The organism is Streptomyces sp. NBC_01077, from assembly GCF_045162855.1.
Lineage (GTDB): Bacteria > Actinomycetota > Actinomycetes > Streptomycetales > Streptomycetaceae > Streptomyces.
In genome coordinates this window covers 4,127,531-4,152,897 of record NZ_CP108669.1, presented here as the reverse complement: position 1 = coordinate 4,152,897, position 25,367 = coordinate 4,127,531, and the positions used below count along the sequence as shown (strand labels likewise).

Genomic DNA, 25,367 nt, shown 5'->3' with positions numbered 1-25,367 from the left:
TGGTCGGCGGCACGGATTCGGGCGCACACGCACGGGCGGGGCCCGGTGAGAAATCACCGGGCCCCGCCGTCGTGCTGTCGCACTCCTGCTACTTGGGCGCGTCGACCCAGTAGTCGTCACCCTCCAGGACGCGCTCGTTCTTCCGGAAGGTCGGGAAGAGGCTCATGGACTGGGTGTTCTGATGGTTCGACATGCTGGCGCGGCCGCACGGCTCGGTCCAGGTCGGCAGGTGCTCCCGGGGGTCCGGGATCATGTGCCACAGGCCGGCGGAGTCACGCTGCGCGATGGTGTTCGCGCACTCCCTGCCGTTCGTGACCTCGCCGAGGTTCTTGCCGCCCCAGGACTTCTTGACCGCCGCGCTCTGCCAGCTCGCCGCGAAGGGGAACTCGTCGCAGCTGGGCACGTCACCGGAACCCAGCTCGGGCGACATGGTGGCCAGCGGGCTGCGCACCCACGAGTCGGGGCAGATCGTGTCCCGGTTGTGGTCCACCAGGAGCTTGGGGTTGCTCGGCGGAACCGGCACGTAGACGTCGTTGGACAGGAACGTGAGCGGCTCCTTGCCCCGCAGGCCGTACCCACCAGGGAGCTTCTGCTGCACCAGCCGGATGTGCGCCGCGGCGGCGGGGAACTTCTTGGAGTTGATGCTGTACGTCGGCTTGTACCAGGAGAAGACACAGCCCGGGGTCGTCTTGACCTCGATGTCGCACCGGACGTCGAGCGGCGACTTCTCCACTTCGAGCGGGTTGGCGATCGGGGTGCTGTTGACCGAGCCGTTGAACTTCCAGTACGGAGTGATACGGCCCCGCTCGGTGCCCGCCGTCGGCGCCCACTTCATCCGGGACGTGACGATCGCCGAGTGGGCGTCGCCCTTGGTCCACGTGGTGCTGCCGGTCCACGCGCTGGTGTTCGTCGTGCAGTAGCCGCGGCACAGGAAGTCCAGGTTGATGGTCGCGGTGCTGATGCTCGCGTCCATGGACTTGAGCCGCAGAGAGGCGGTCTGCGTCGTCGTGTCGGTGTTGACGTCGGTGTCGACCTCGAGCCGGAAGATGAACGTGGCCGTGCCCTTGGGCACGTTGTTCTCCAGCCAGACGACGCTCAGGTCGTCCACGACGCATGCGTCGGTACGGGTGTACGTGATCGAGTCCGCGGCCACCGAGCAGCTCGCGGTCTCCCCGGTGCCGGCGGTCGTGGCGGCGGCCGCGGACGACCGCAGGAGGGCGCCCGACAGCTGCTCGCCCGACGACAGCACTGCGGTCGCCCCGGCGGCGCCGGCCTTCGCCGTGCCCGTCTTCGCCGACGCGTCGGCCGACGGAGCGGCGCGCAGCGCGGAGAATCCCGTCAGCGTCGGGAAGAACGGCTCGTCGACGTCCTGGGGCGGCTCGACCTTCGCCGGCTCCGGGGCGTTCGGGTCCGGGTCGCCGAAGGTCAGATCGGCCGGGATGCCGGAGTAGTCGCCGGGGACGAAGGCGATCGCGTCCCAGGCGATGTCCTTGTCGCCGTTCCCGTCACTGGTGAAGTTGGAGAGGCTGACCTGGGGAAGCGTGTCGCCGAACTGGTAGGCGCCCAGGTCGACCCACTTGTTCGACGCGTTGTCGGTCTGGGAGATCGTCTTGGTGACCGTGCCGTCGACGGTCTGAATCCGGTAGTCGGCGATCTTGGTCTGGGCCCCGTGGTCCGGGATGTGCGCGTAGACCTTGGCCTGTCCGCCGGGGACCGGCTGGTTCAGCTTCCACACACCGTCGATGTACAGCCGGTGGCCGTAGTCCGGGTCGGGCTTGCGGGTGTGGGTGAACCAGAAGTGGTTGCCGTACGCGGCACCGATCTGGTGGGTGTCCATCTTCCCCGGATAGGTGCCGTCGCTCCACACGTAGTAGTTCAGGTTGAACGTGCCGTCGGACTTCACCGCCCCGCAGCTCCGTGACGCGGATCCTGCCGGTATGACGCCGTTGGGCACGTCGTCGACGATCAGCGCGTCCGCCGGCAGCCCGCTGGAGCAGCGCGGCGGGTAGGAGTTGGCGTCGGGCTGTTCCGGGTACGAGGTGTTGAACCGGTGGACCTGGTTGCCGCACTCGGCACCGGAGCCACAGTTCTTCCACGTCACCGGCTTGTTCCACCAGCAGTGCAGCCAGTGGGGGTTGGTGTCCTTGTTGCCGGCGTCCAGGGTGCAGGCACCCTGGCCGGGGTCGTTGGAGTCGCCGTCGCCGATCTTGCCGAAGTCGCAGGAGTTGGACGCGTCGCAGAACAGGCCGATCGGCGGCTTGGCGCGCGTCCGGTCTCCGTTGGTGGTCCAGTTGGCGGAGACGTACCCGGCCTTCATGTCACCGGGGGCGAACATGGCCGTGAGGGGGCGGGCGGCCCAGCCGATGACCTTCTCCTCGTACGGCCAGTCCTGCGGGTGCGCCGCGTGGCTGTAGTCGTCGAGGCCGAGCATGTTCTCCAGGAACGGGGTGCGGTTCGCCTTCCACAGCGGGTTGGCCGGGTTGTTGGTCCAGCCCACGCCCCAGTGGCCGGCCGAGTCCGCCTCGGACTGCGGGTAGAAGCCCGAGTTGTACGCCCACAGGGCGAAGAACCAGCTCTCGATCCACTTGGGGTGGCCGTCGTTGACCTTCATCCCCGCGTTGTACGTCTGGTTCCACTTCTCCGACAGGATCTGGGCACCGGCCGCGATGTTGGCCGTGTAGTCCAGCGCGACGGCCTCCTGCTGGAGGACCGACTTGGTCGGCTGGTCGTGGCCCGGGAGCCGCATGCCGTCGGTGGCCTGGGTGATGCCGTAACCGCAGTCGGCATCGGCCCAGTCGATCGACCACGGGTCGACCTGGGTGCCGCTCGGGTTGTAGTCGACGCCGTAGAAGTTGCCGATCAGGCTGTTGGAGGTGACGCCGGGGACCGCGTACCGGGTGGCCTGCCACATGTTGGACTCCTGGGCGGTGACGCCGAGGAGGATCTGGGACGGGATGTGCCAGCGGTCGTTCGTGCCGTCCTCGGTGTCCAGCTTCCCGTTGGGGTCACCGGCGAGGACGATCGGCGGGAACAGGCCCTGGGGCTGGTAGCCACCCATGCCCGTGTTCTTCCAGTCCGGGTTCCGGTAGAAGTCGAGGCGGCCGATGACGGCCTGGTCGACCGCCCACTCGACCTGCCGTGGGGTCGGCTGGAAGGCCTGCTTCTTCACGTTGTTGCGCGGTACGGAGCAGGTGCGCTCGGAGGCGTCCTCGCTCGGATCGGTCGGCGAGCCGGAGAGGGCCTGGGCATCGGCCGTACGCGCGGAGGGCGCGGTCGCACCGGTCGCGGGCGTCGCTTCGGCGGCCCCGGACTTCGCCGTGGCCGCGGACTTCACGGTCCCGGACTTCACGGCCTCGGACTTCGCCGCTCCGGACTTCGTGGTGGCCTCGGGTCCCTTCCTCGGCTGCGGGAGCGCCGGGGAGGTCTTCCGACCCTGCTCCTGCGCCGTGCGGCCGCCGATCCGGTCCTTGCCGGGCACGGCGTCCAGGGTGACGGTCCGCGCCGTGCCGAGGAGCCGCAGCGTGGTGCGCGCGGTGCGCTCGGTCAGCGCCTCGTCGGGCCGGACACGGGTGTCCTTGCCGTCCGCCCAGGCGGTGGTGACCGCGGCGTGGCCGTGGCTGGAGAGCAGGGCGTCCTTGGCGATGCCGCCGGGGTTCCTGACGGTCTTCGGCGGGGCGCCCTCGGTGGCGGCCTCGCCGGTGACGTAGACGGTGCCGTCGGCCGAGGAGGCGAGGTCCCACGCGGTGAGCGGGCCCGAGGCCACTGTGGCCGCCTTCGTCCCGTTCCGGCGGAGCTGCGCGGCGCCCAGGTGGTGGGCGTAGCTCGTCGGCACCGCCTTCACGTCGGCGTTCTCGGCGCGGTCGATGTAGGTGAGACCGCCCGAGGAGTCCACGGTCAGCCGGAAGGGGACCGTCCGGGTGCGGGTGATCTCCCGGAGCCTGCCCTTGGCGCCGGCGGCGACCAGCCGGTTGCCGTGGGCGGCGACGACGCCGTCCGCCGTCGGCACGGCCGAGGTGACCTGGCCCGGGTACGCGGTGGGGGCGCCCGTCCTGCCCGTGGCGGCGTCCACGGTGATCAGCCGGGTCCGCTGCGCGGCGTCGGCCTCGTGCGAGAGCTGGGTGAAGACGGCCTGCTCGCCCGTACCGCAGCCGGGGCTGAAGTAGGCGAGGGAGGCCTGGAAGGGGAGCTTGGTGACCTTGCCGGTGGTGAGGTCCACGGTGGCCGCGAAGGCTCCGCGCGCCATCAGCTCCGGCTTGTTGGTGAAGGTGCGCGGCGCGTACGCGACGGCCGCGCGCTTTCCGGAGGTGGTGAGGCAGGCGTTGCCGATCCAGGTGTCGGCCTCGAAGCCCGGCTCGGACAGGGTGGCCGCGGTCTTCCAGGCGTAGCCGGCGCTCTCGTCGGCGACGAGGAGGTGGAAGCCCGTCCCGTCACCGGAGGTCGTGAACGCGGTGTCGGTGGACTTCTGGTAGCCGGCGCCGAGGACGGTGGACCGCTCCGAGGGCGCGACGGCGCCGGGTCTGTCCACGTCCGTGGTGGCGGGTGTCTGCCCCTGGGCGGCGTGTGTCGGTGGTGCGGATTCGGATGCCAGCGCGGGCATCGCCAGCGGTACGGCCAGCGCTGTTGCCAGCGCGACCGTGAGCGGCGCCACGAGCCGCATGGGTATGTGCTTCACACTCTTCCTTCATCGGGTGGTGCTGGCGCACCGTCGGACCGTCCGGTCCGTGCCGCTTGAAGGGGGGCGCGTGGCGCCTCGGCCGTATCCGGGAAGAGCTGCCCGGGGTCTCCGCCCCACGCCTCGGCTCGGTGGCCGTGACTCCCTTACGCGTACGGACAGTTCGGGCCTGGGGGTTCGGGACGCGGCAGACGGTACTCGGCTGTCCGGAGGGGGCCAAGCCCTTTGATCGGCTCGGGAGTTGCCGGGTTTTTCGCGATTGACGTGACCATGGCGGATACGTGACGAGGGCGCCGGAGGGGGGTGTGCGGCCCGGGGGGTGATCAACTTCCCTGGTCGCGGCGGGGGTTGGTGCGAGTCGGGCGTCGGGCACCCCGATCGGGGGGTCGCGAGGGCGAATGCCCCCGGTCGGTCGGAGTGTGATTCAGATCACCGTGCCCGTCTCGCAGGGTGGCCCTCCCCTGGTCTGTCTGCATATCGTTATGCAGAATCATTCGCGGGTGAATAGACGAAAGGGGGACGGCATGAGCGACAGCCCGGCCGGTCGGCTGCAGGCGCTCTTCGAGGGGCACCGGCTGACACCGACCCAGCGGCGGATCGCGCACAGCATGGTGCGCCGCGCCGCCGACGTGCCCTTCCTGTCCAGCGTCGAGCTGGCCGAGCTCGCCGGGGTCAGCCAGCCCTCCGTCACCCGCTTCGCCGTCGCCCTCGGCTTCGACGGGTACCCGGCGCTCCGCCGCCATCTGCGCGAGGTCGCGCCCCCCGAGCCCGGCGCCGCCGAAGGGCAGGGCGAGGCGCTCAACGAGTACCAGCAGGCCGTGCTCGCCGAGATCGAGAACCTCAAGCACCTCGCAGGACTGCTCGCCGACCCCGCGCCCGTCGAGCGGGCCGGCCGGCTGCTCGCCCGCTCCCGCCCGCTGCCCGTGCTCGGGCTGCGGGCCGCCTCCTCGCAGGCGCGTGGCTTCGCCTACTTCGCCGCCAAGGTGCACCCCGACGTCCGGCTCCTCGACGAGGCCGGCTCGATGCTCACGGACCGCGTCGACGCCGCCGTACGCGCCGGGGCCACGGCCCTGCTGTGCTTCGCGCTGCCCCGGCACCCGCGGGAGGTCGTCGAGGCCCTGGAGTACGCGCGGGCGGTCGGGCTCACGGTCGTGACCGTCGCCGAGTCGGCGTTCGCGCCCGTCGCCGCCCACAGCGACCTGCTCATCCCGGCCGCCGTCGGCACCGGACTCGCCTTCGACACCGTCTGCGCGCCGATGATGCTCGGCCGGGTCCTCCTGGAGGCCATGGCCGACGAACTCCCGGACGCGCAGGCGCGCCTGGAGGAGTTCGACGCGAAGGCGGCGGCGCGGGGCCTGTTCGTCGAATAGACCCCTGCCGAACAAACCCCTGCCGAACAAACCCCTGCCGAACAAACCCCTGTCGAACGGGCTCCTGCCGAAGGGACCACTGCCGAAGGGACCCCTGTCGAACGGGCCCTCGGCGAAGAGGGCCCCCGACCGCGAGGGCGGGTGGGCCGGGTCAGACCTCCAGCTCCGACACGATCTTCTTCAGCTGGTGGCGGGCCATCGCCAGATTCGACCGGTCCTTGTCGAGGGCGAGGTAGAGGAACAGGCCGTTCTTGCCCTGCCCCTTGAGCAGCCGGATCAGGTGGTACTGCCGGCCGAGGGTGATCAGGATGTCCTCGATCTCGTCGCCGAGGCCGAGCATCTCCATCGCCCGGACCTTGGCGCGCACCACGTCGGTGTTGCCGGCCGCGGCGACGTTCAGGTCGAGCTCCTTGCCGCCGCCGATCGTGCCGAGCGCCATGCCGCTCGTGTAGTCGACGAGGGCGGCGCCGATGGCGCCGTCGATGGAGGCTGCTTCCTTGAGGGAGGTCTCGGTGTTCGCCATGGGTGTCGCACTTCCTTTTCGTGTACGTGTCTTCTTCGTGGTTCGCTGCGTCAGTTCAGGTCTTTGCGTTCCAGCGCGCCGTCGACGAGTTCGCCTATCCGGACGCTGGACCTGCGGGCCTCCAGATGGAGCCGCCCGACATTGATCCGGGGCTCGGCGAGCAGCGTCAGGACGGCCGCGCCGCCCGCCGCGTACGTCGCCACGTAGCCGTTCTCACCGCGTACCAGCAGCTCCCGGAACCGGCCCTGGCCGGTCGTGTCGGTCAGCCGCTGGCCGACGCCGAGTGCCGCCGCGGTCAGCGCGGCCACGCTCTCCGCCTCGCCGTCCACGGTGTCGTGGGCCAGGACGAGCCCGTCGGCACTGGCCGCGAGGGCGCCGGTCAGCTGGGGCAGCCGGGCCCGCAGCCGTCTGAGCTCGCCGAGGACCTCGGCTTCTGCCGTCATGAGCTGTTTCCTTTCGGCGCGCAGGCGCAGGGCACGCCTCATCACAGGTGTGCCTCCAGGGCGTCACGGAGCCGGCGCAGCAGGGCGATGTCGGGGTCGGTCACCGGCAGGGCCGGTAACAGGGCGGGCGGGGGCGGTGGCGGCGGTACGGGGGTGGGGTCCAGCGGCGTCTCGACCAGCCCGGCGGCCGCGAGCCGCCGTACGTCGAGGAGGGTGTGGAAGGCGGGGCGGCCGAGCACCCGGGCCAGCTCCGCCGGGGTCCGCTTCCCGTCCGCGACGGCGAGCAGGGCCCGCTGGCGCGCCCCCACGGTCTGGCCGGGGGCGGCGGGGCGCGGCACGACGGGGGCGGTGTCCACGGCGGCGTACGGCCAGACGGCGTCGAGGAGTTCACGGCGGCGCATCGTCTCGCGCTCGACCGCCTCGGCCGACACCGGCCGCACGGTCCCGAACCAGTGCCCCACCCCGTACCGGAACCGGGTCGGTCCGCTGGTGGGGGAGAGGGCGAAGAAGGCCGCGTCGAAGACGGCGCCGACGTGGCAGATCTCCAGCTCGCCGTCGTGGAGCCGGCCGCTGTCGACGAGGAAGCGGCCGACCGCGCGGTGGGCGCCGGCCCGGTCGACGGCCTCGTCCCAGCCCTCGCGGGGCAGGCGCCCGCCGGTGGTGAGGAGGACGTCGACGCCGGGTGCGGCGGGGCTCTCGGCGTGCACGACCCGGCCGTCGACGAGGTAGAGCGTGCCGTGGTCGCGCAGCAGGGCGCCGGTGGCCTTCTCGGCGGCGAGCCGGACCAGCATCGGGGAGACGGGGGTGGCGACCGCGCCTGCCGGGGGAGGGCCGCTCATCCCAGGACCAGTCTCTCGGCGAGGTCGCGGAGCCGGATCCGGGCGAGGGCGAGGTTGCCGGTGTCGCGGTCGAGCCAGAGGTGGAGGAAGACGCTGCTGTCGAAGGACGTCTCGACGAAGCGGAGGACGTGGTAGCCGGCGCGGGTGGTGACGATCAGGTCCTCGACGGGTGGCCCGGCCTCGGCTCCGGTTCCGTCCCCGGTGCCGATGAACGAGTCGAACTCGGCGGCGGAGCGGGCGAGTTCGGCGGTCTCGGCGGCCGTCGTCTCGTGGTCGCCGACCGGGGAGTCGCCCGCCGTCCCGAGGGCGAGCCCGCTGGTCCAGTCGACCAGGGAGGCTCCGCGAGCGCCCGGCAGGGCCATGGCCTCCAGAAGGCACTCGTCGATTCCGGGCACGCGGATTCCCCTCCCGATGCGGCGTGCGGACGTGCGGCAGTGACGGCGACGTTACTGAACGCAGCGCTCCCGGGAGGGCGTTCTGGCATTTTCCATCGGTACTTGCCAGCGTCTGACGGCAATCGCGCCGGATTGTGTGTCAGGTCTTGGACTCCACCGCGCGCGCGATCTCGGACAGGTCCTTCGCCAGTGCCTTGGCGACCGCCTTCGCGCCGAAGCGGGCCATCAGCCGGCCGAGGAACCCCGCCCTGCGGCCGTGCGCCGGCCGGGCGGAGAACGTCATCCGCAGGATGCTCGCCCCCGCCCCGTCAGGAGTGAGGGTGATCTCGGAGACGTAGTGCATGCCGTGCGACTCGGCGACGGTGACGTACCGGTCCGGCGGCTCGGACTCCGTCACCAGCATCTCCTCGGTGGCCTCCTTGCCGAGCATCCGGCGGGTCTCGCGCCACCGGGTGCCCACGCCGAAGCCGCCCTCGGTGAGCACCTCGACCCGCTCGACGCCCGAGAGGACGCGGGGCATGTCCCGCAGGTCGGTGATCGACTCCCAGACCCGCCCGGGGGAGGCGTCGACCCGGCGCTCGACGACGACGGTCGTGGTGTTCGAACCGCTTCCCGTTCCAGTCATGGCTTCATCGAAGCCGCGACGCCGGGCCCGCGCTACCCGACGGGCGCGTCCGCGCTGCCCGACGGGCGCGTCCGCGCTGCCCGACGGGCGCGTCCGCGTCACCGGTCGGGTAGCGCGTCCGCGTCACCGGACGAGCGCGTCCGCCTGCCCGCCGCCCGACTCGGCGACGATCTCCGCGAGCGTCTGGGGCTTCCGCACCGTGGCGAACGTGACCACGTCCTCCTCGCCCACCGTGAAGCCGTGGATGCCCGGCCGGGGCAGGCTGTTGTACGCGTAGTGGTGGGCGAAGTAGTACGCGCCGGTGTCCGGGACGGCCACGACGTCGCCCTGGTGCAGCAGCGGCAGCGCCCGGCCCGTGGCGAGCAGGTCCCCGGCGAAGCAGGCGGGGCCCGCCACGTCCTGGACGGTGACCTCCCCGGTGCGGGGGCGGCCCTCGGAGTCGTACGCGAGGACACGCAGCGGCCAGGCGTCGGGGGCGTAGACCGTCCGGGTGGCCAGCTGTACGCCCGCGTGGGTGACGGCGATCGGGCGGCCCCCGGAGGTCTTGGTGTACTCCACCCGGGCGAGGACCGTGCCGTGCTTGGCGAGCAGCGAGCGGCCGAATTCGGTCACCAGGCCGTAGCGGCCGTCGAAGAGTCCGGGGACGGTGTCGGCGAGCAGCCGGGCGTACTCGGCGTACGTCGGCTGCTCCTCGTCCGAGGTGAAGTCGACCGGCAGGCCGCCGCCGATGTCGAGGGTGTCGATCTGCTGCCGGCCGGCCGCGCGGTTGATCTCCTCGGCGAGTGCGTACGCCTCCCCGATCCCTTCGGCCATCAGGGCGAGCGGGACGCCCTGCGAGCCGGTGTGGGTGTGCAGCCGGGTCAGCCAGGGCCGCTCCAGGTAGGCCTGGACGACGGCCTTGCGCGCGCCCTCGTCGCGGAGCGCCACGCCGAACTTGGAGGTGGCCGTCGCCGTGGAGAGGGCGCCGATGGAACCGGCTCCGACCTGCGGGTTCACCCGGATCCCGAGGGGTGAGGCGGTGGGCGCGGAGGCGACGAGCGCGTCGAGCCTGGCCAGCTCCTGGAGGTTGTCGGCGTTGACGGCGATGCCGAGCGCGAGGGCCTGGCGCAGCTCGGCGGGGGTCTTGGCGGGGGAGTCGAGCACGGTGCGGGTGGGCGGGACTCCGGCGGCGCGCGCGAGGGCCAGCTCGCCGGGGCTCGCGACCTCGACGCCGAGCCCGGCCTCGTGGAGCAGTCGCAGCAGGGGGACGAGCGGGGCGGCCTTGACGGCGAAGGCGTGCAGTACGGGCGCGTCGGTGACGGCGGCGAAAGCGCTGGTCAGGGCGGCTGCGGAGGCGCGGATGCCGGCGGTGTCGAGGAGTGCGACGACCGGTTCGGCGGGGGAGAGGAGTCCTTGATCGACGGAGGCTCGGACGGCGAGATCGCGGCGGGATGAGGCCATGTGTCCATCCCATCACCGGGACGGTCGGCCCCGCAGCTGTTGACTAAGACTATTCATACCGCCAGGATGTGAATAGTTGAACGACATTCGAGGAGGCACCGCCATGTCAGGACCCCGCCCCGTACGAGCAGCACGCGGTACGGAACTGAGCGCCCTGGGATGGCAGCAGGAGGCCGCCCTCCGGATGCTCCAGAACAACCTCGACCCCGAGGTCGCCGAGCACCCCGACAAGCTCGTCGTCTACGGCGGCACCGGCAAGGCCGCCCGCGACTGGCGCTCCTTCGACGCCATGGTCCGCACGCTCCGGACGCTGAAGCAGGACGAGACGATGCTCGTCCAGTCCGGCCGCCCCGTCGGCGTCATGCAGACCCACGAGTGGGCCCCGCGCGTCCTCCTCGCCAACTCCAACCTGGTCGGCGACTGGGCCAACTGGGAGGAGTTCCGGCGCCTGGAGCACCTCGGCCTCACCATGTACGGCCAGATGACCGCCGGCTCCTGGATCTACATCGGCACCCAGGGCATCCTCCAGGGCACGTACGAGACCTTCGCCGCCGTCGCCGCGAAGAAGTTCAACGGCACCCTGGCCGGCACGATCACCCTCACCGCCGGCCTCGGCGGCATGGGTGGCGCCCAGCCCCTCGCCGTCACCATGAACGACGGCGTCGCCATCTGCATCGACGTCGACCCGCGCGCCATCGAGCGCCGCATCGAGCACCGCTACCTCGACGTCAAGGCCGACAACCTCGCCCACGCGCTCGCGCTGGCCGTGGAAGCCCGCGACGCCCGCAAGCCGCTCTCCATCGGCCTCCTCGGCAACGCCGCCGAGCTGCTCCCGCAGATGCTCGCCGAGGGCGCCCCGATCGACATCGTGACCGACCAGACCTCGGCCCACGACCCGCTCGCCTACCTCCCGGTCGGCGTCGCCTTCGACGACATGGCCGACGCCGCCGCCAAGGACCCGGCCGGGTTCACGGTGAGGGCCCGCGAGTCGATGGCCAAGCACGTCGAGGCCATGGTCGGCTTCATGGACGCGGGCGCCGAGGTCTTCGACTACGGCAACTCGATCCGCGGCGAGGCCCAGCTGGCCGGTTACGACCGCGCGTTCGCCTTCCCCGGCTTCGTCCCGGCGTACATCCGCCCGCTGTTCTGCGAGGGCAAGGGCCCGTTCCGCTGGGCCGCCCTGTCCGGCGAGGCCTCGGACATCCACAAGACGGACAAGGCGATCCTCGACCTCTTCCCGGAGAACGAGTCGCTCCACCGCTGGATCAAGATGGCCGGGGAAAGGGTCCACTTCCAGGGTCTCCCGGCCCGCATCTGCTGGCTCGGCCAGGGCGAGCGCGACAAGGCCGGCGACATGTTCAACGACATGGTCGGCAACGGCACCCTCGCCGCGCCCCTCGCGATCGGCCGCGACCACCTCGACTGCGGCTCGGTGGCCTCCCCGTACCGCGAGACCGAGGCCATGCTCGACGGCTCCGACGCCATCGCCGACTGGCCGCTCCTCAACGCCATGGTCAACGTCGCCTCCGGCGCCTCCTGGGTCTCCATCCACCACGGCGGCGGTGTCGGCATGGGCCGCTCCATCCACGCGGGCCAGGTCTCGGTGGCGGACGGCACGGCGCTCGCGGGCGAGAAGATCCGCCGCGTCCTGACGAACGACCCCGGCATGGGCGTCATCCGCCACGTCGACGCGGGCTACGACATCGCGGAGCGGGTCGCGGACGAGAAGGGCGTACGGGTCCCGATGCGCGAGGGCGACTCGGTGGCCGGGTCCGCCGCATCCGAGGGCTCGGCGTGAGCGCGACCTTCCACGCCATGTGGCGGTCGCTGCGGCCCATCGGCCGCAGCGCCGCCTCCGGCGGCTACCGGCGCTACGCCTGGACCGAGGCCGACGCCGACTGCCGCCTCTGGTTCCGGATGCAGGCCGAGGCCCGCCGCATGGACGTCGAGACCGACCGCAACGGCAACCAGTGGGCCTGGCTCGGCGATCCGACCGCCGGGGACGCGGTCGTCACCGGCTCGCACCTGGACTCCGTTCCGGACGGCGGAGCCTTCGACGGCCCCCTCGGCGTCGTGTCCGCCTTCGCCGCGCTCGACGAACTGCGCTCCCGCGGGGTCGTGTTCAAGCGGCCCCTCGCCATCACCAACTTCGGCGACGAGGAAGGCGCCCGCTTCGGCCTCGCCTGCGTCGGCTCCCGCCTCACCGCGGGCCGGCTGACGAAGGAGCAGGCGTACGAGCTCCGCGACGCCTCCGGGACCAGCCTTCCGCAGGCCATGGAGGCGGCCGGGTACGACCCTTCGGGGATCGGGCCGGACCCCGAACGGCTCGCCCGTATCGGCGCGTTCGTCGAACTCCACGTCGAGCAGGGCCGCGCCCTCGACCTGTCCGGGGACTCCGTCGGCATCGCCTCCGCCATCTGGCCGCACGGCCGCTGGCGGTACGACTTCGCCGGCGAGGCCAACCACGCCGGCACCACCCGGCTCGTCGACCGCCGCGACCCGATGCTCACCTACGCGGAGACGGTCCTCGCCGCCCGCCGCGAGGCCGAGCTCGCGGGCGCCGTCGCCACCTTCGGCAAGATCGCGGTCGAGCCGAACGGCGTCAACGCCATCCCGTCCCTGGTCCGCGGCTGGCTCGACGCGCGCGCCGCCGACCAGGGCGCCCTGGACAAGGTCGTCACGGGCATCGAGGCGGAGGCCCGCGCCTACGCCGAACGCCACGGCATCGACCTCACGGTCGTCCAGGAGTCCTTCACCCCGGTCGTCGACTTCTCGCACGCCCTGCGCGACGAGCTGTCCCGGATCCTGGGCACCGAGGGCAAGGTGCCGGTCCTCGGCACCGGCGCGGGACACGACGCGGGTATTTTGTCCGAATCGATCCCGACCGCCATGCTGTTCGTACGGAACCCCACCGGGGTCTCGCACTCCCCGGCCGAGTTCGCGGCCGAGGACGACTGCGTGGCCGGGGTCCTCGCACTCGCCGACGTACTGGAGGAGCTGGCGTGCCGCTGACGACGTACTGGCTGGAACACGCCTGGCTCGACACGAACGTCGAGCCGGGCGTGGCCCTGGAGGTCGACTCCGGCGGCCGGATCGCGGCCGTACGGACGGGGCTCGCCGCCCCGCCCCCCGGCGCGGCCGTCCTCCGTGGCCTGACGATCCCGGGTCTCGCCAACGCCCACTCGCACGCCTTCCACCGCGCCCTGCGCGGCACCGTCCAGGTCGGCTCCGGCACGTTCTGGACCTGGCGCGAGGTCATGTACAACGTCGCCCAGCGCCTCACCCCCGACAGCTACTTCGCCCTCGCCCGCGCGGTCTACGCGGAGATGGCGCTCGCGGGCATCACGGCCGTCGGCGAATTCCACTACCTGCACCACGCGCCCGGCGGCACCCCGTACGCCGACCCCAACGCCATGGGCGAGGCCCTGATCGCGGCCGCCGCCGACGCCGGTATCCGCATCACCCTCCTCGACACCGCGTACCTCTCCGCCGGCTTTGGCGCCGCCCCCGACCAGCACCAGCTCCGTTTCTCCGACGGCACGGCGGAGGCCTGGGCCGAGCGGGTGAGCGGGCTCAAGGAGAGGGAAGGCGTACGCATCGGGGCGGCGATCCACTCCGTACGGGCGGTCCCGGCCGACCAGCTGTCGACGGTGGCCCGCTGGGCCCAGGACAGGCAGGCCCCCCTCCACGTCCACCTCTCCGAGCAGACCGCCGAGAACGACGCCTGCCTGGCCGCCCACGGCCGCACACCCACCCAGCTCCTCGCCGACCACGGCGTGCTCGGCGCGCGGACCACCGGCGTCCACAACACCCACATGACGGCCACGGACATCGCGTTGATCGGCTCGACGTCCACCGGCACCTGCATGTGCCCCACCACGGAACGGGACCTCGCCGACGGCATCGGCCCGGCCGTCGCCCTCCAGCAGGCCGGCTCCCCGCTGTCCCTCGGCAGCGACAGCCACGCCGTGATCGACCTCCTGGAGGAGGCACGGGCGATGGAACTCGACGAGCGCCTGCGCACCCGCACCCGAGGCCACTGGACGGCGGCGGCACTGCTGCGCGCGGCCACGGCGGACGGCCACGCGGCCCTCGGCTGGACGGACGCGGGCACGCTGGAGGCCGGCGCCCTCGCCGACTTCACGACGATCGCCCTGGACTCGGTCAGGACAGCGGGACCGGTGCCGCGTCTGGCAGCCGAGACGGCGGTATTCGCAGCGTCGGCCGCGGACGTGCGGCACACGATCGTGGGCGGACGTCACGTCGTGCGGGACGGGGTCCACCAGTCCGTGCCGGACGTGCCCCGGGCCCTCGCGGAATCGATTGCCGCACTGCGCGGCTGAAGCGCCTGAAGGAGACACCTCGCACCATGAACACGGGCCCCGCGGCGACGAACAACCCGGCGGCGACTTCCGCCCCCACGAGCGCGAACAGCGCCGTGGCGACGACCGCCACCGCCATCGTCAACATCGCCAGTCTCGTCACCAACGACCCCTCTCTCGGTGATGGAACCCCTCTCGGCCTGATCCAGGACGCGGCCGTCGTCATGGACGGCGACCGCTTGGTCTGGGTCGGTGAATCCAGCAAAGCACCGGCCACTGACAACCGGGTCGACGCCGGTGGACGGGCGGTGATCCCCGGCTTCGTGGACTCCCACTCGCACCTCGTCTTCGCGGGCGACCGCACGGCCGAGTTCAACGCGCGCATGTCCGGCCAGCCGTACAAGGCGGGCGGCATCCGCACGACGGTCGCGGCGACGCGCGCGGCGTCCGACGAGGCGCTGTCCGCGAACGTGGCCCGGTTCATGGCGGAGGCCCTCCGCCAGGGCACGACCACCTTCGAGACGAAGTCCGGCTACGGCCTCACGGTCGAGGACGAGGCCCGCGCCCTGCGCATCGCGGCCGAGCACACGGACGAGGTGACGTACCTCGGCGCGCACATCGTGTCCCCGGACTACGCCGACGACCCGGCCGCGTACGTGGAGCTGGTGACGGGCGAGATGCTGGACGCCTGTGCCCCGTACGCCCGTTGGGTGGACGTCTTCTGCGAGAAGGGCGCGTTCGACGGCGACCAGGCGCGCGCGATCCTCACGGCCGGCAAGGCGAAGGGCCTCCACCCCCGGGTGCACGCGAACCAGCTCACGTACGGCCCCGGCGTGCAGCTGGCGGTGGAGCTGGACGCGGCGAGCGCGGACCACTGCACGCACCTCACGGACGCGGACGTGGACGCGCTGGCGAACGGGTCGACGGTCGCGACCCTCCTCCCGGGCGCGGAGTTCTCCACCCGGGCGCAGTGGCCGAACGCCCGCCGTCTCCTGGACGCGGGCGTGACGGTGGCCCTGTCCACGGACTGCAACCCGGGCTCGTCCTTCACGTCCTCGGTCCCCTTCTGCATCGCGCTGGCGGTACGGGACATGGGGATGACCCCGGACGAGGCGGTCTGGTCGGCCACGGCGGGCGGCGCGGCGGCCCTGCGCCGCACGGACATCGGCCGGGTGACGGTCGGCGCCCGTGCGGACCTGACCGTCCTGGAAGCCCCGTCCCACGTCCACCTGGCGTACCGCCCGGGCGTCCCGCTGGTGACGGAGGTCTGGCGGGCGGGCGTGCGGGTGGTCTGAGGGCATGATGAAGCGTCAAAAGTGAGGCCGAGCAGTCCGGTTGATCACAGGGTGCGGTGAGTACGGGTGCTCATGTGGGCGGGCACCGTCCGCTCGCATGATTCCCGCATGAGGAAAGCGACCCGCTTCACGAAGATCGTCCTGGCAGCCGCGCTCGGCAGCATGGCCCTGACCGCCTGCGGCACCGAGGACTCCACGGGCAGGGCCCCCGGGAAGGTGTCCGCCGGCGGCGCCACCGCCTCGACGGAACCGGCCCCGACGCGGACGGTCCCGTCGGATGCCCTGGCGACGCACCCCGACCCGGAGGTCCGGTTCCTGGCGCTGGAGACCCGCATCACGAACGAGTGCGCGCCGGGCACCATGCCCGAGTTGCCCGCACTCCCGGCGGTCGACGACATCTCCGAGACGGTGGGGCCGGAAGAGCAGCCGACACGGAGCCCCGAGCCGGTCCCGCTCCCCACGGACGCCCCCGAGCCGCCCTCCTCCGAGCCCACGGCGGCCGAGGAAGTCCCGCTGTCCTCCCTCGGCAAGTGCGTCGGGGACGCACACGCCGAGCGCATCCGGAAGGCGCTCGACGGCGCGAGCCCGGACGACTACGCGGAGCTGCGAAAGAGGCTGACGGCCCTGGACTACCTGCCGGAGATCATTCACCGGATGCCGGACCGCGGGGGCAGGCCCCAGGCCCGGATCGACTTCCGAGAGCAGAGCATCAGCGGCGATCTGGCCGTGGAGGTCACCGCCACCGACCGCGGGGTGACCGCCGACCCCTTCGGAGCCCCCGTGGAGAAGTACGTGGACGTCACCAAGGTGAAGCGGAAGCCGAGCCGGGAATCCCGCACCTCCTGACGGCCGCCGCCGCGCATCCCGTCACGGCCCGCATCCCGAAGCGGTGGAGCGTCAGCGGAACTCGTGGACAAGCTGGATCCCGCCCACGATGTGCGCGTTGAACTCGTCCAGCTCCTCCGCCGGCACCCACAGCTCCAGGATCGTCCGCCCACCCGCCTGCCGGACCGGGTACCTGCGCAGGAACTCCGTGTCGACCTCGAAGCGCGTGACGAACCCGGCGCCGTCGTGCTTGACGTTCCAGTCGCGCGCGATCCGCACCGCGTACTCCTCGTTGAGGACCGGGTAGAAGATCGGCTGCTCCGGCAACCGCGGCGGCCAGGCGCGCCACCCGAGCTCCTGTACGAGGCCCAGCTCGGTCGGGCCGGTGGGGCGCCACAAGGTGGTCGTGGCTGCGGGAACTGTCGTGGGGCGTCGGGCGGTCACGGGTTCGCTCTTCTGGTGGGGCCACCGCGGGTGCGGTCTGCCGGGGGCCCGACCGTACCCGCGGTCCCACACCGCGGCCAGCGGGTTTCGTCGTCGGCTACGCGGCCAGCTCCGCGACCAGTTCCGCCGCCTCGTCCAGCGCCGCCACCTCCCCCTCCGTCAGGTTCGGGTCCTCCGCCCGTCGCTCCCGTGCCGCCCCGACGTGCGGCAGGACCGGAGTGGTGGCGGCCGACAGGAATGCGGCCAGGCCCGCGTGCGCGCCCGGGGCGTACGGGGCCGGGGTGACCGCCACCTCCGCGAGGATCAGCGCCGACATCGCGTGGTCCAGGCCCGGCGGGTGGCCCTCCTCCGCCGTGTGCCAGTCGATGACGACGGGACCCCGGTCGGTGGTCAGCAGGACGTTCCCCGGATGCAGGTCCAGGTGTGCCGGCGGCGTCCCCGGCAGCGCGTGCAGCCTGCCGAGCAGCTCCGCGAGCAGCGCGCCCGCCGGTTCCGGTTCGTACGTGTCGGCCAGCAGGGCGTCCAGGAGCGACGGTCCCGAGAGGCGCTCCATCACCAGGTCGGGGCCCTCCGCGCGCAGGACCGCCGGGACCGGGTAGCCCTGGCGTGCGAGCCGTGTCATGAGCCGTGCTTCCCGCGTCGCGTCGCCGCCGTTCCGGTACCGGCGCAGGACCCGTGCCCCGTCCCCGGGCAGCGCGTACACGTCCGCCGTCCTGCCCCACCCGATGATCTCCAACTCATCGACCGCACCGGCCCCTTGATCACCGCTGTTCCCCACGATGTCCCCTCCTTCACGGGTTGGTCACGGAAAGACCCAGTATCCCTGCCGCCGACGACCACGGACCGGTACCGTCCTGTCCTGGTAGTGCTCAGGGGGTAGACCGGGGGGTCGGCGGGTGAGTGCTTTTCGTGTGCGGATCGTGAGGCCGGGGGAGCTGAGCGAGCCCGAGATCGAGGCCTGGCGCGAGCTGCGCGCCAAAGCCGACGGGCCCGCGAATCCCTTCATGGAACCGGAGTTCACCCGCGCGGTCGCCGAGGTGCGCCCGCGGTCGCGGGTCGCCGTCTGGTGGGAGGGCGACGAACCGGTCGGCTTCTTCCCGTACGAGAAGGAACCGCTCGGCCGGGGCCGCGCCATCGGCTTCGGGGTCTCCGACAGCCAGGGAGCGGTCCTGCGGTCCGGACTGCGGCCGGGTGCACGGGCGTTGTTGCGTGCCTGCGGTCTCGCCGTCTGGGAGTTCGACAACCTGGAGGACGGGCAGCCGGTCTTCGAGGGTGCCGCCGCCGAGTCGTTCGGCTCGCCCGTGATCGACGTCGGCGAGGGGTACGCGGCCTATGAGGCCCTCCTGCGCGTCCAGTCGCCCAAGTTCCTCAGGACCACCCTCGCCAAGGAGCGCAAGCTCGGCCGCCAGGCCGACGGCGAGGTGCGCTTCGTCTTCGACGAGCGCGATCCGGCGGCCCTGCGCACCCTCATGGAGTGGAAGTCCGCCCAGTACCGCAGGACCGGCCGCGGGGACCGCTTCGCCAAGGAGTGGATCAGCACCCTGGTCCGCCGCCTCCACGAGCTCCGCACGCCCGGCTGCTCCGGCGTCCTGTCCGTGCTGTACGTGGGGCAGCGCCCTATCGCCGCTCACTTCGGCCTGCGGTCCGAGACCGTGCTGTCCTGCTGGTTCCCGGCGTACGACCCCGAGTTCGCGAAGTACTCGCCGGGACTCGTCCTTCATCTGCGGATGGCCGAGGGCGCGGCTGCCGCCGGGATCGGGATGCTGGACCTGGGGCGCGGCGACGCCGAGTACAAGGACGCCCTGAAGACGGGGGAAGTGACGGTGTACGAGGGTGCCGTCGTCCGCCCGGGGGTACTGGGCGCCCTGCACTGGCTGCGACGGGAGCCCCCGCTGCGCGTGCACCGCTTCGTCCGGACCCGGCCGGCCCTCGCGGCCCGGGGGCGCGCCGTCCTCAACGGCCTCGCTCGCCTGCGGGGTCACCGTTAGCCACCCCACGGCGCCGCCACCCGCGCCGATGACCGCGTCCGCCCTTGTCGGGCCGCCACCCGCGCCGATGACCGCGTCCGCCCCTGTCGGGCCGCCACCCGCGCCGGCGACCGCGTCCGCCCCTGTCGCGCCGCCACCCGCGCTGGCGATCGCGTCCGCCCCCACCGGGCTGGCACCCGCCGCATGCGCCGCACCCGTCCTGCCCGCCGTACCCCGATCTCGTACGTCTCTGGGGAGACCCCCGATGAGCAGCACTGCCGCCCCCCGGCCCCTCTCCGTCGCCGAGCTCGATCTCGACGCGGCCGACGGGCCCGTCATCGGATTCCGGCCCGCGCCCGGCGGTCCGGCCGTCGTGCCCGGTGACGTCTACGCGCTCGTACGGCTCCGGGGCCGGCCCGCCGCCACCGTCGTCGGTACCGTCCCCGCCGGTGAGGACCCCGCCGAGGTGCTCGCCGCCCTCGCCAGGCGGCGGCTCGCAGAGGAGGGGAAGCCCGGGACCGACGCCGAACGCCTCGCCGCCGCCCGGGGGGACGCTTCCGGCACGCTCACCCCGCCCCGTACCTCCGTCGTCGTCGCCACCCGCGAGCGCCCCGAGCAGCTCGTCCGCGCCCTCGACTCGCTCCTCGTCCAGGACCACCCGGACTTCGAGCTGATCGTCGTCGACAACGCGCCCCGCACCTCCGGCACCCACGAGCTCGTCACCCGGAAGTACGCCGACCGCGTCCGGTACGTCCGTGAGGACACCCCCGGCCTCGCCACCGCCCACAACACCGGTCTCGCCGCCGCCGACGGGGTCGTCGTCGCGTTCACCGACGACGACGTCATCGCCGACCCGCACTGGCTGACCGCCCTCAGCGAGCCCTTCACTGCCGACCCGGGCCTCGGCTGCGTCACCGGTCTGATCCTGCCCGCCCGGCTGCGGACCCCCGCCCAGATCCTCCTCGAATCGCACGGCGGCTTCGCCAAGGGCTTCGCCCCCCGGGTGTACGACCCGGCGCACCCGCCCGCCGACGAGCCGCTCTTCCCGTTCACCGCCGGCAGCTTCGGCTCCGGCGCCAACATGGCCTTCCGTGCCGACGCCCTCCGCCGGGCCGGCGGTTTCGACCCGGCGACCGGCACCGGGACCGCGGCGAAGGGCGGCGACGACCTGTACGCCTTCGTCGCCGTCCTCTCCGCCGGCTTCCGCCTCCGCTACACCTCCGAGGCCCTCGTCTGGCACCACCACCGCGACACCTGGCAGGACCTGCGGAACCAGGCGTACGGCTACGGCGCCGGCCTCACCGCGTACCTCACCGCGACCCTGGTCCGCAGCCCCCGCCTGCTGCCCGCCCTGCTCGCCCGGCTGCCGCGCGGCCTCGCGCACGCCCGGACCATGACCGCCCAGCGGGGCGGCGGGGACGGGGGCGAGGGCGACGACGGGGTCCCCGGCGAGCACGGCACCCAGCGCCATCCCTGGCCCGCCTCGCTGTCCCGGCTTGAGCGGCGCGGCATGCTCTACGGCCCGATCGGATACGCCAAGGCCCGTGCCCAGGCCCGCGCCAAGGTCCGTGCCCAGGCCGGTGCGCGAGCGCGGCAGGGGAGGAACACCCGATGACGAACGCGCCCCTCCACACCCGGATACCCGTCCTCCTCTACCACGCCGTGATGGAGGACCCCCCGGACTGGATCGCCGAGTTCACCGTCTCCCCCAAGGAGTTCGCCTCCCAGCTCGACGCGATCGCCGCCAGCGGCCGTACCGCCGTCACCGTCGGCACCCTCGCCGCGCACTTCGCCACCGGCGCCCCGCTGCCGCCCCGGCCCGTCGTCCTCACCTTCGACGACGGCTTCGCCGACCTGGTCGGGCCGACCGCCGAGGCGCTCGCCTCCCGCGGCCTGCCGTCCACCGCGTACCTCACCACCGGGGCCATCACCCGGGGCCGGCCGTGTCTGCTGCCGCCCGCGCCGATGATGACCCTCGCCCAGGCGCCGCTCCTGGAGCAGTACGGGATGGAGGTCGGCGCGCACACCGCCACCCACCCGCAGCTCGACACCCTCGCGCCGGGCGCCCTGCGGCGGGAACTGCGCGAGTCGAAGACGGTGTTGGAGGACGTCCTCGGGCGCGAGGTGCGGCATCTCGCCTACCCGCACGGCTACAACAGCCCGGCCGTACGGCGGGCCGCCGCGGCCGCCGGGTACACCTCGGCCGTCGCCGTCCGGCACGCACTCAGTTCCGGCGCCGACGAGATCTACCGCATCGCCCGGCTCATCCTGCGCCGTGGCCACACCGTCGCCGACATCGAGCAGTGGATGGAGGGGCGCGGCGCGAAGGCGGCGCCGTACCCGGACTCGCTGCCCACGGTCGGCTGGCGGATGTACCGCAGGGCCCGTGCCCTGCTCAAGGGTCCCGAGTTCGCCGGCTGAGCGACGGACCATCCGAAGATCGACAACTCCGGCGATCCGCCCGGGAGTTGAAAGCCCGAACAAAACCGAAGTACGTTCCTGTACTTCGCCGAAAGGGACAGTTCGTGGGGGGAGAGGCCGTGCAGCGTCAGGGGCCCGCACCGGTGACCGGGAGCGGTGTGCCGCCGCAGCCCTCCGCCACGGACCGGGACACGGAGGGCCGGGAAGCGGAGGACCGCGAGGCGGAGGACCGCGAGGCGGAGAGCCGGGAGACGGCGGGGCGGGAGGCCAAGGCGCCCCGCCCCCGCCTTGACCGTGGCGACGGCCGAGGCGTCGGCCGTGGCGATGGCGTCGGCCGAGTCACTGCGCCCCGGGGCCGTCTCGTCACCGCCCTCCGCTCCCCCTCGGCCCTCAACCTCCTCGCCCTCCTCGTCGCCGGGGCCCTCTGGCTCTGGGCGCTGCCCCGCATCGACTTCCGCACCATGGACGACTACGGGCTCCTCGACCGCTTCCCCCTCACCTTCTACGCCGCCCTCACCGTCCTGACCGGCGGCTTCGTCATCACCCTGCGCCGTGCCGGCACCGCGCCCCTCTGGCCCGCCACCTATTGCGCGGCGATGCTCGTCGCCCTCAAGGCGCCGCCGGCGATCCTCTACGACTCCGTCCGCTACGCCTGGGCGTCCAAGCACGACGCGATCATCAGCCGGCTGCTCACCGAGGGCACCGTCCACCCCGGGCGCGAGATCTCCGGCGGCATGTCGGCCTACGACCAGTGGCCCGGCTTCTTCTCGCTGGACGCCGCCCTGGTCCGCGCCTTCGGGGTGGACGCCGCCGCCTCGTTCATCAACTGGGCGCCGGTCGCGCTGGGTCTGCTCACCGTCCCCGTCCTGATCCTGGTCTATCGCACGTTCAGCGACGACTGGCGCCTCGTGTGGACCGGCGTGTGGATCTTCCAGCTCGCGAACTGGGTCGGCCAGGACTACCTCTCCCCGCAGGGGTTCTCGTACCTGCTCTATCTCACCGTCTTCGCCGTCGTCGTCCGGCACTTCGTCCTGCCCGGCTCGGCGGGCGCGCTCCGCGACCGCTCCGCGCTCGACCCGGCCGCCGCGGCCGTACCGCCGCCCACGACCACCCGGCAGCGCGTGATCGCCGTCCTCTTCCTCGTCCCGATCATCGCCACCATCAACGCCTCGCACCAGCTCACCCCCGTGATGCTGTGCGCGAGCCTCTTCGCGCTCTGCCTCACCCGCCGCTACCGCAACCTCGGGCTCCTCGCCACCAGCGGCCTGATCATGCTGGTCTGGAACCTCACCATGGGCCGGGAGCTGTTCCTCGACACCCTCGGCACCCTGCGGGAGAAGGCGGGCGACCTGCTCGCCAACTCCCGTCCCGGCTTCGCGGGCGACCCCACCGGGCCGGGCCCCGAACTCGTCGGCAGCGCCAACGTCCTGATGGTGCTCGCCCTCGGCGGTCTCGCCGTCGCCGCCGTACTCCTCCGCCGCAAGCTGGTCCGCAGCGCACTGCCGCTCCTGCTGACCGCCGCGGCCCCCCTCCCGATGTTCGCCGTCAACGACTACGGCGGCGAGATGATCTTCCGGGTCTATCTCTTCGGTCTTCCCGGTGCCGCCTTCTTCGCCGCGGCCGCGCTCGTCCCCGCCGCCGGGGCCGCGAGCCGCGCCGCCGCGGTCGCCCGCCGGACGGCCGCCGTCGCCCTGCCCGTCACCCTCGTCGCCATGCTCGCCGGCTTCCTGCCCTCGTACTACGGCAAGGAGGGCATGCACTACGCGCCGCCCGGCGAGACGGCGCTCACCCGCCGCGCCTTCGACCGGGCGCCCGAGGGGGCGCTGATCCTCGCCGCGACCGGCGCCTTCGCCGACTCGTACTACCGCTACGACCACTACGAGCGCTGGTTCTTCACCGAGCAGGAGGTCGACGAGAACCTCCGCATGCTGAAGGATCCGGCCGGCTACCTGGCCGGCGGCATCCCCCCGGGCCGACCGGCCTATGTGATCCTCACGCCCACCCAGGGCGAGGCCGTCATCGGCGAGGGCTACCTCCCGGAGGGCGGCTTCGACTCCCTCGGCAAGGCGCTCAAGGCGTCCCCGCTGTTCGCGGTCGTGGAGGAGAACGAGCACGGGCTCGTCCTCCGCTACAAGCCGACCACCACCGGCTGAACCCCCCACAGACGACGGGCCCGTCACGCCACCCGCCCGTCAGACGACCCGCCCGCCACACCCCACGCGACCCACGCGACCACCCGTACGAGGAGCAGGTACGCCATGGCCCACCCACGCCTGACCCCACGCGTCCAGCGCAGAGCCGCCCTCGCGGCCTCCGGATGGCTCGCCCTCGCGGCGACCGCCTTCCCGGGCGGCTCCCCGGTGCGCTGGATCCCGGTCCTCGCCTTCGTCGTCCTCGCGCCCGGCCTCGCCCTGTTGCTCCCGCAGCCGCTCGGACTGCGCCCCGGCGCCCGCCTTGAGGCCCTGGCGCTCGCCGCGCCCGTCAGCCTGTCCGTGGCGACCCTCGTCGCGACCACCCTGTTCCTGACGAAGTCCTTCTCGCTCACCGTCTTCCTCGTCGTCCTCGCCCTCTTCGTGAGCGTCGTCGCCACCCTGCCCGGAGTGCCGCTGCCGGCCGCCACGCGCGGGGCTGTCGAGCGCGACGGCGCCCGGCCCTCCGGGACCCGTACGCTCCGGATCCGGTCGCCCCGGTTCCGTGAACGGGGGACCGGTGGGGGCGGATGACCGCTCGGCGCGCCGAGGGCGGTCCCTGGATCCGGCTCGTGATCGCGCTCGCGGCCGTGGGCGCGCTGACCGCCGGGATCGGAGTCTGGGCGACCCTCGACGAGGGCGACGACCGCTGTACTCCCGACGCCACCCTCGTCGCCCCGTGCGGGGCCTGGTGGGGCGCGTACATCCCGCACGACGAGGACAGTTCGCTCACCCGGCCCGTGTACGCCTTCGAGAAGAAGATCGGCCGCAAGCTCGACCTCGTCTACACGTACCACGACATGTCGGGGAGCAGGGCGGACGGCGAACTGCTCACCCCCGACGAGCGCGAACTCGGCCGCGAGCGGCTCCTCATGCTCGCCTGGGAGTCCACGGTGTGGACGGAGAAGCACCACGCCGGCTGGACCGAGAAGCAGCTCGGCTGGAAGAACATCGCCGCGGGGACGTACGACACCTCCGTCATCGACCCCCAGGCCAAGCGCATCAAGGAGTACGGGAAGCGGGTCTTCTTCTCCTTCGACCAGGAGGCCGACTTCCGCATCCCCGAGGGCGCCGGGGCCCCCGAGGAGTACGTCGCCGCCTACCGCCACCTCCACGACCGCTTCGAGAAGCTGGGCGTCACCGACGTGGTGTGGGTGTGGACGGTCTCCGGCTACCTCGGCAACGCCGAGCAGATGAAGGCGCTCTACCCCGGCGACGACTACGTCGACTGGATCGGCATGGACCAGTACAACTACTACCTCTGCCACAAGTCGCCGGACTGGCTCGACTTCGACAAGAGCCAGCGCCCCGGCTACGACTGGCTCCGGAAGAACATCTCCGCCGACAAGCCGATCATGCTCTCCGAATTCTCCACCGCCCCCGACCCGGAGCAGCCGGAACGGCAGCGCGACTGGTACACCGCGATCCCGGAGGTGGCGCCGAGCCTGCCGAAGGCACGCGCGTACGTGCACTGGAACCGGGCCGTTCCCGGACCCGGCTGCGACCTGACCATCAACTCCGGACCCGGCCTCGACGGCTACCGGATCGCCGGCCAGGACCCGTACTTCCGCCAGGACGTACCGAACCGCTGACCCGC

Annotated in this window: 21 protein-coding genes; 12 read left to right on the top strand and 9 right to left on the bottom strand. The window is 72.6% G+C overall.

Translation table 11 applies throughout. The features are described 5' to 3' along the window. Positions 1-88 precede the first annotated feature (88 nt). Positions 89-4,657, bottom strand: a complete 4,569-nt coding sequence (locus OG462_RS18465) for a hypothetical protein (RefSeq protein ID WP_406066597.1) — start codon at positions 4,655-4,657, stop codon at positions 89-91. A 539-nt stretch (positions 4,658-5,196) separates the two neighbouring features. On the opposite strand from OG462_RS18465, the gene OG462_RS18460 reads away from it, so the two are divergent. Beyond that, positions 5,197-6,042 (top strand): MurR/RpiR family transcriptional regulator, encoded by an 846-nt coding sequence (locus OG462_RS18460; protein ID WP_406058895.1) that lies wholly within the window; start codon positions 5,197-5,199, stop codon positions 6,040-6,042. 151 nt (positions 6,043-6,193) lie between these two features. Here OG462_RS18460 and OG462_RS18455 read toward each other — a convergent pair whose 3' ends face one another. From OG462_RS18455 to OG462_RS18430, 6 genes are all read right to left on the bottom strand, one after another. Then, entirely contained in the window at positions 6,194-6,565 is a 372-nt protein-coding gene (locus OG462_RS18455) for a hypothetical protein (RefSeq protein ID WP_406058893.1), read from the bottom strand. A gap of 50 nt (positions 6,566-6,615) precedes the next feature. Beyond that, a complete protein-coding gene (locus OG462_RS18450) occupies positions 6,616-7,008 on the bottom strand; it encodes a roadblock/LC7 domain-containing protein (RefSeq protein WP_406058891.1) in 393 nt (130 codons plus the stop codon). 41 nt (positions 7,009-7,049) lie between these two features. After that, positions 7,050-7,847 (bottom strand): transcriptional regulator, encoded by a 798-nt coding sequence (locus tag OG462_RS18445; RefSeq protein ID WP_406058889.1) that lies wholly within the window; start codon positions 7,845-7,847, stop codon positions 7,050-7,052. Continuing rightward, a complete protein-coding gene (locus OG462_RS18440) occupies positions 7,844-8,242 on the bottom strand; it encodes a hypothetical protein (RefSeq protein ID WP_406058887.1) in 399 nt (132 codons plus the stop codon). The genes OG462_RS18445 and OG462_RS18440 overlap by 4 nt, the downstream gene beginning before the upstream one ends. Before the next feature lie 139 nt (positions 8,243-8,381). Beyond that, positions 8,382-8,867, bottom strand: a complete 486-nt coding sequence (locus OG462_RS18435; protein ID WP_406058885.1) for an SRPBCC family protein — start codon at positions 8,865-8,867, stop codon at positions 8,382-8,384. Positions 8,868-8,990: 123 nt separating this feature from the next. Further along, complete coding sequence (locus OG462_RS18430; protein WP_406058884.1) at positions 8,991-10,307, bottom strand: diaminopimelate decarboxylase; 1,317 nt, start codon at positions 10,305-10,307, stop codon at positions 8,991-8,993. 103 nt (positions 10,308-10,410) lie between these two features. On the opposite strand from OG462_RS18430, the gene hutU reads away from it, so the two are divergent. From hutU to OG462_RS18405, 5 genes are all read left to right on the top strand, one after another. Next, complete coding sequence (hutU, locus tag OG462_RS18425; RefSeq protein ID WP_406058882.1) at positions 10,411-12,105, top strand: urocanate hydratase; 1,695 nt, start codon at positions 10,411-10,413, stop codon at positions 12,103-12,105. A 17-nt stretch (positions 12,106-12,122) separates the two neighbouring features. Beyond that, positions 12,123-13,319, top strand: a complete 1,197-nt coding sequence (locus OG462_RS18420) for an allantoate amidohydrolase (RefSeq protein WP_406066595.1) — start codon at positions 12,123-12,125, stop codon at positions 13,317-13,319. After that, the gene (locus OG462_RS18415; RefSeq protein ID WP_406058880.1) at positions 13,310-14,650 is read left to right on the top strand and encodes a formimidoylglutamate deiminase; all 1,341 of its coding nucleotides are present in this window, start codon (positions 13,310-13,312) and stop codon (positions 14,648-14,650) included. The genes OG462_RS18420 and OG462_RS18415 overlap by 10 nt, the downstream gene beginning before the upstream one ends. A 26-nt stretch (positions 14,651-14,676) precedes the next feature. Further along, positions 14,677-15,924, top strand: a complete 1,248-nt coding sequence (gene hutI, locus OG462_RS18410; RefSeq protein ID WP_406058879.1) for an imidazolonepropionase — start codon at positions 14,677-14,679, stop codon at positions 15,922-15,924. Between the two features lie 108 nt (positions 15,925-16,032). After that, positions 16,033-16,770, top strand: a complete 738-nt coding sequence (locus OG462_RS18405; RefSeq protein WP_406058877.1) for a hypothetical protein — start codon at positions 16,033-16,035, stop codon at positions 16,768-16,770. 51 nt (positions 16,771-16,821) lie between these two features. On the opposite strand, the gene OG462_RS18400 is transcribed toward OG462_RS18405, so the two are convergent. Both OG462_RS18400 and OG462_RS18395 read right to left on the bottom strand, forming a co-directional pair. After that, the gene (locus OG462_RS18400) at positions 16,822-17,193 is read right to left on the bottom strand and encodes an ADP-ribosylation/crystallin J1 (RefSeq protein ID WP_406058875.1); all 372 of its coding nucleotides are present in this window, start codon (positions 17,191-17,193) and stop codon (positions 16,822-16,824) included. 97 nt (positions 17,194-17,290) lie between these two features. Then, positions 17,291-17,971 carry a phosphotransferase gene (locus OG462_RS18395; protein WP_406058873.1) on the bottom strand — a complete coding sequence of 227 codons (681 nt, stop codon included), beginning with the start codon at positions 17,969-17,971 and terminating at the stop codon, positions 17,291-17,293. A 118-nt stretch (positions 17,972-18,089) separates the two neighbouring features. Here OG462_RS18395 and OG462_RS18390 point away from each other — a divergent pair, with 118 nt between their 5' ends. The 6 genes from OG462_RS18390 (at position 18,090) to OG462_RS18365 (ending at position 25,362) form a co-directional block, all read left to right on the top strand. Beyond that, positions 18,090-19,181, top strand: coding sequence for a GNAT family N-acetyltransferase (locus OG462_RS18390; protein WP_406058871.1), 1,092 nt, complete (start codon positions 18,090-18,092; stop codon positions 19,179-19,181). 244 nt (positions 19,182-19,425) lie between these two features. Further along, positions 19,426-20,775, top strand: a complete 1,350-nt coding sequence (locus OG462_RS18385; RefSeq protein WP_406058869.1) for a glycosyltransferase — start codon at positions 19,426-19,428, stop codon at positions 20,773-20,775. Then, positions 20,772-21,581, top strand: coding sequence for a polysaccharide deacetylase family protein (locus OG462_RS18380; RefSeq protein ID WP_406058868.1), 810 nt, complete (start codon positions 20,772-20,774; stop codon positions 21,579-21,581). Before OG462_RS18385 ends, OG462_RS18380 begins: the two co-directional genes overlap by 4 nt. 119 nt (positions 21,582-21,700) lie before the next feature. Next, entirely contained in the window at positions 21,701-23,734 is a 2,034-nt protein-coding gene (locus OG462_RS18375) for a hypothetical protein (RefSeq protein ID WP_406058866.1), read from the top strand. 105 nt (positions 23,735-23,839) lie between these two features. Then, complete coding sequence (locus tag OG462_RS18370; RefSeq protein WP_406058865.1) at positions 23,840-24,304, top strand: hypothetical protein; 465 nt, start codon at positions 23,840-23,842, stop codon at positions 24,302-24,304. Then, the gene (locus OG462_RS18365; protein ID WP_406058863.1) at positions 24,301-25,362 is read left to right on the top strand and encodes a glycosyl hydrolase; all 1,062 of its coding nucleotides are present in this window, start codon (positions 24,301-24,303) and stop codon (positions 25,360-25,362) included. The genes OG462_RS18370 and OG462_RS18365 overlap by 4 nt, the downstream gene beginning before the upstream one ends. Positions 25,363-25,367: the final 5 nt, after the last annotated feature.

Bases quoted from the DNA above. Each gene is read 5' to 3' on its own strand.
- OG462_RS18370 (WP_406058865.1), top strand. From the start codon at position 23,840: ATGGCCCACCCACGCCTGACCCCACGCGTCCAGCGCAGAGCCGCCCTC.
- hutU (WP_406058882.1), top strand. From the start codon at position 10,411: ATGTCAGGACCCCGCCCCGTACGAGCAGCACGCGGTACGGAACTGAGC.
- OG462_RS18460 (WP_406058895.1), top strand. From the start codon at position 5,197: ATGAGCGACAGCCCGGCCGGTCGGCTGCAGGCGCTCTTCGAGGGGCAC.
- OG462_RS18435 (WP_406058885.1), bottom strand. From the start codon at position 8,867: ATGACTGGAACGGGAAGCGGTTCGAACACCACGACCGTCGTCGTCGAG.
- OG462_RS18420 (WP_406066595.1), top strand. From the start codon at position 12,123: ATGTGGCGGTCGCTGCGGCCCATCGGCCGCAGCGCCGCCTCCGGCGGC.
- OG462_RS18385 (WP_406058869.1), top strand. From the start codon at position 19,426: ATGAGCAGCACTGCCGCCCCCCGGCCCCTCTCCGTCGCCGAGCTCGAT.
- OG462_RS18450 (WP_406058891.1), bottom strand. From the start codon at position 7,008: ATGACGGCAGAAGCCGAGGTCCTCGGCGAGCTCAGACGGCTGCGGGCC.
- OG462_RS18430 (WP_406058884.1), bottom strand. From the start codon at position 10,307: ATGGCCTCATCCCGCCGCGATCTCGCCGTCCGAGCCTCCGTCGATCAA.
- OG462_RS18405 (WP_406058877.1), top strand. From the start codon at position 16,033: ATGAGGAAAGCGACCCGCTTCACGAAGATCGTCCTGGCAGCCGCGCTC.
- OG462_RS18380 (WP_406058868.1), top strand. From the start codon at position 20,772: ATGACGAACGCGCCCCTCCACACCCGGATACCCGTCCTCCTCTACCAC.
- OG462_RS18445 (WP_406058889.1), bottom strand. From the start codon at position 7,847: ATGAGCGGCCCTCCCCCGGCAGGCGCGGTCGCCACCCCCGTCTCCCCG.
- OG462_RS18365 (WP_406058863.1), top strand. From the start codon at position 24,301: ATGACCGCTCGGCGCGCCGAGGGCGGTCCCTGGATCCGGCTCGTGATC.
- OG462_RS18465 (WP_406066597.1), bottom strand. From the start codon at position 4,657: ATGCGGCTCGTGGCGCCGCTCACGGTCGCGCTGGCAACAGCGCTGGCC.
- OG462_RS18455 (WP_406058893.1), bottom strand. From the start codon at position 6,565: ATGGCGAACACCGAGACCTCCCTCAAGGAAGCAGCCTCCATCGACGGC.
- hutI (WP_406058879.1), top strand. From the start codon at position 14,677: ATGAACACGGGCCCCGCGGCGACGAACAACCCGGCGGCGACTTCCGCC.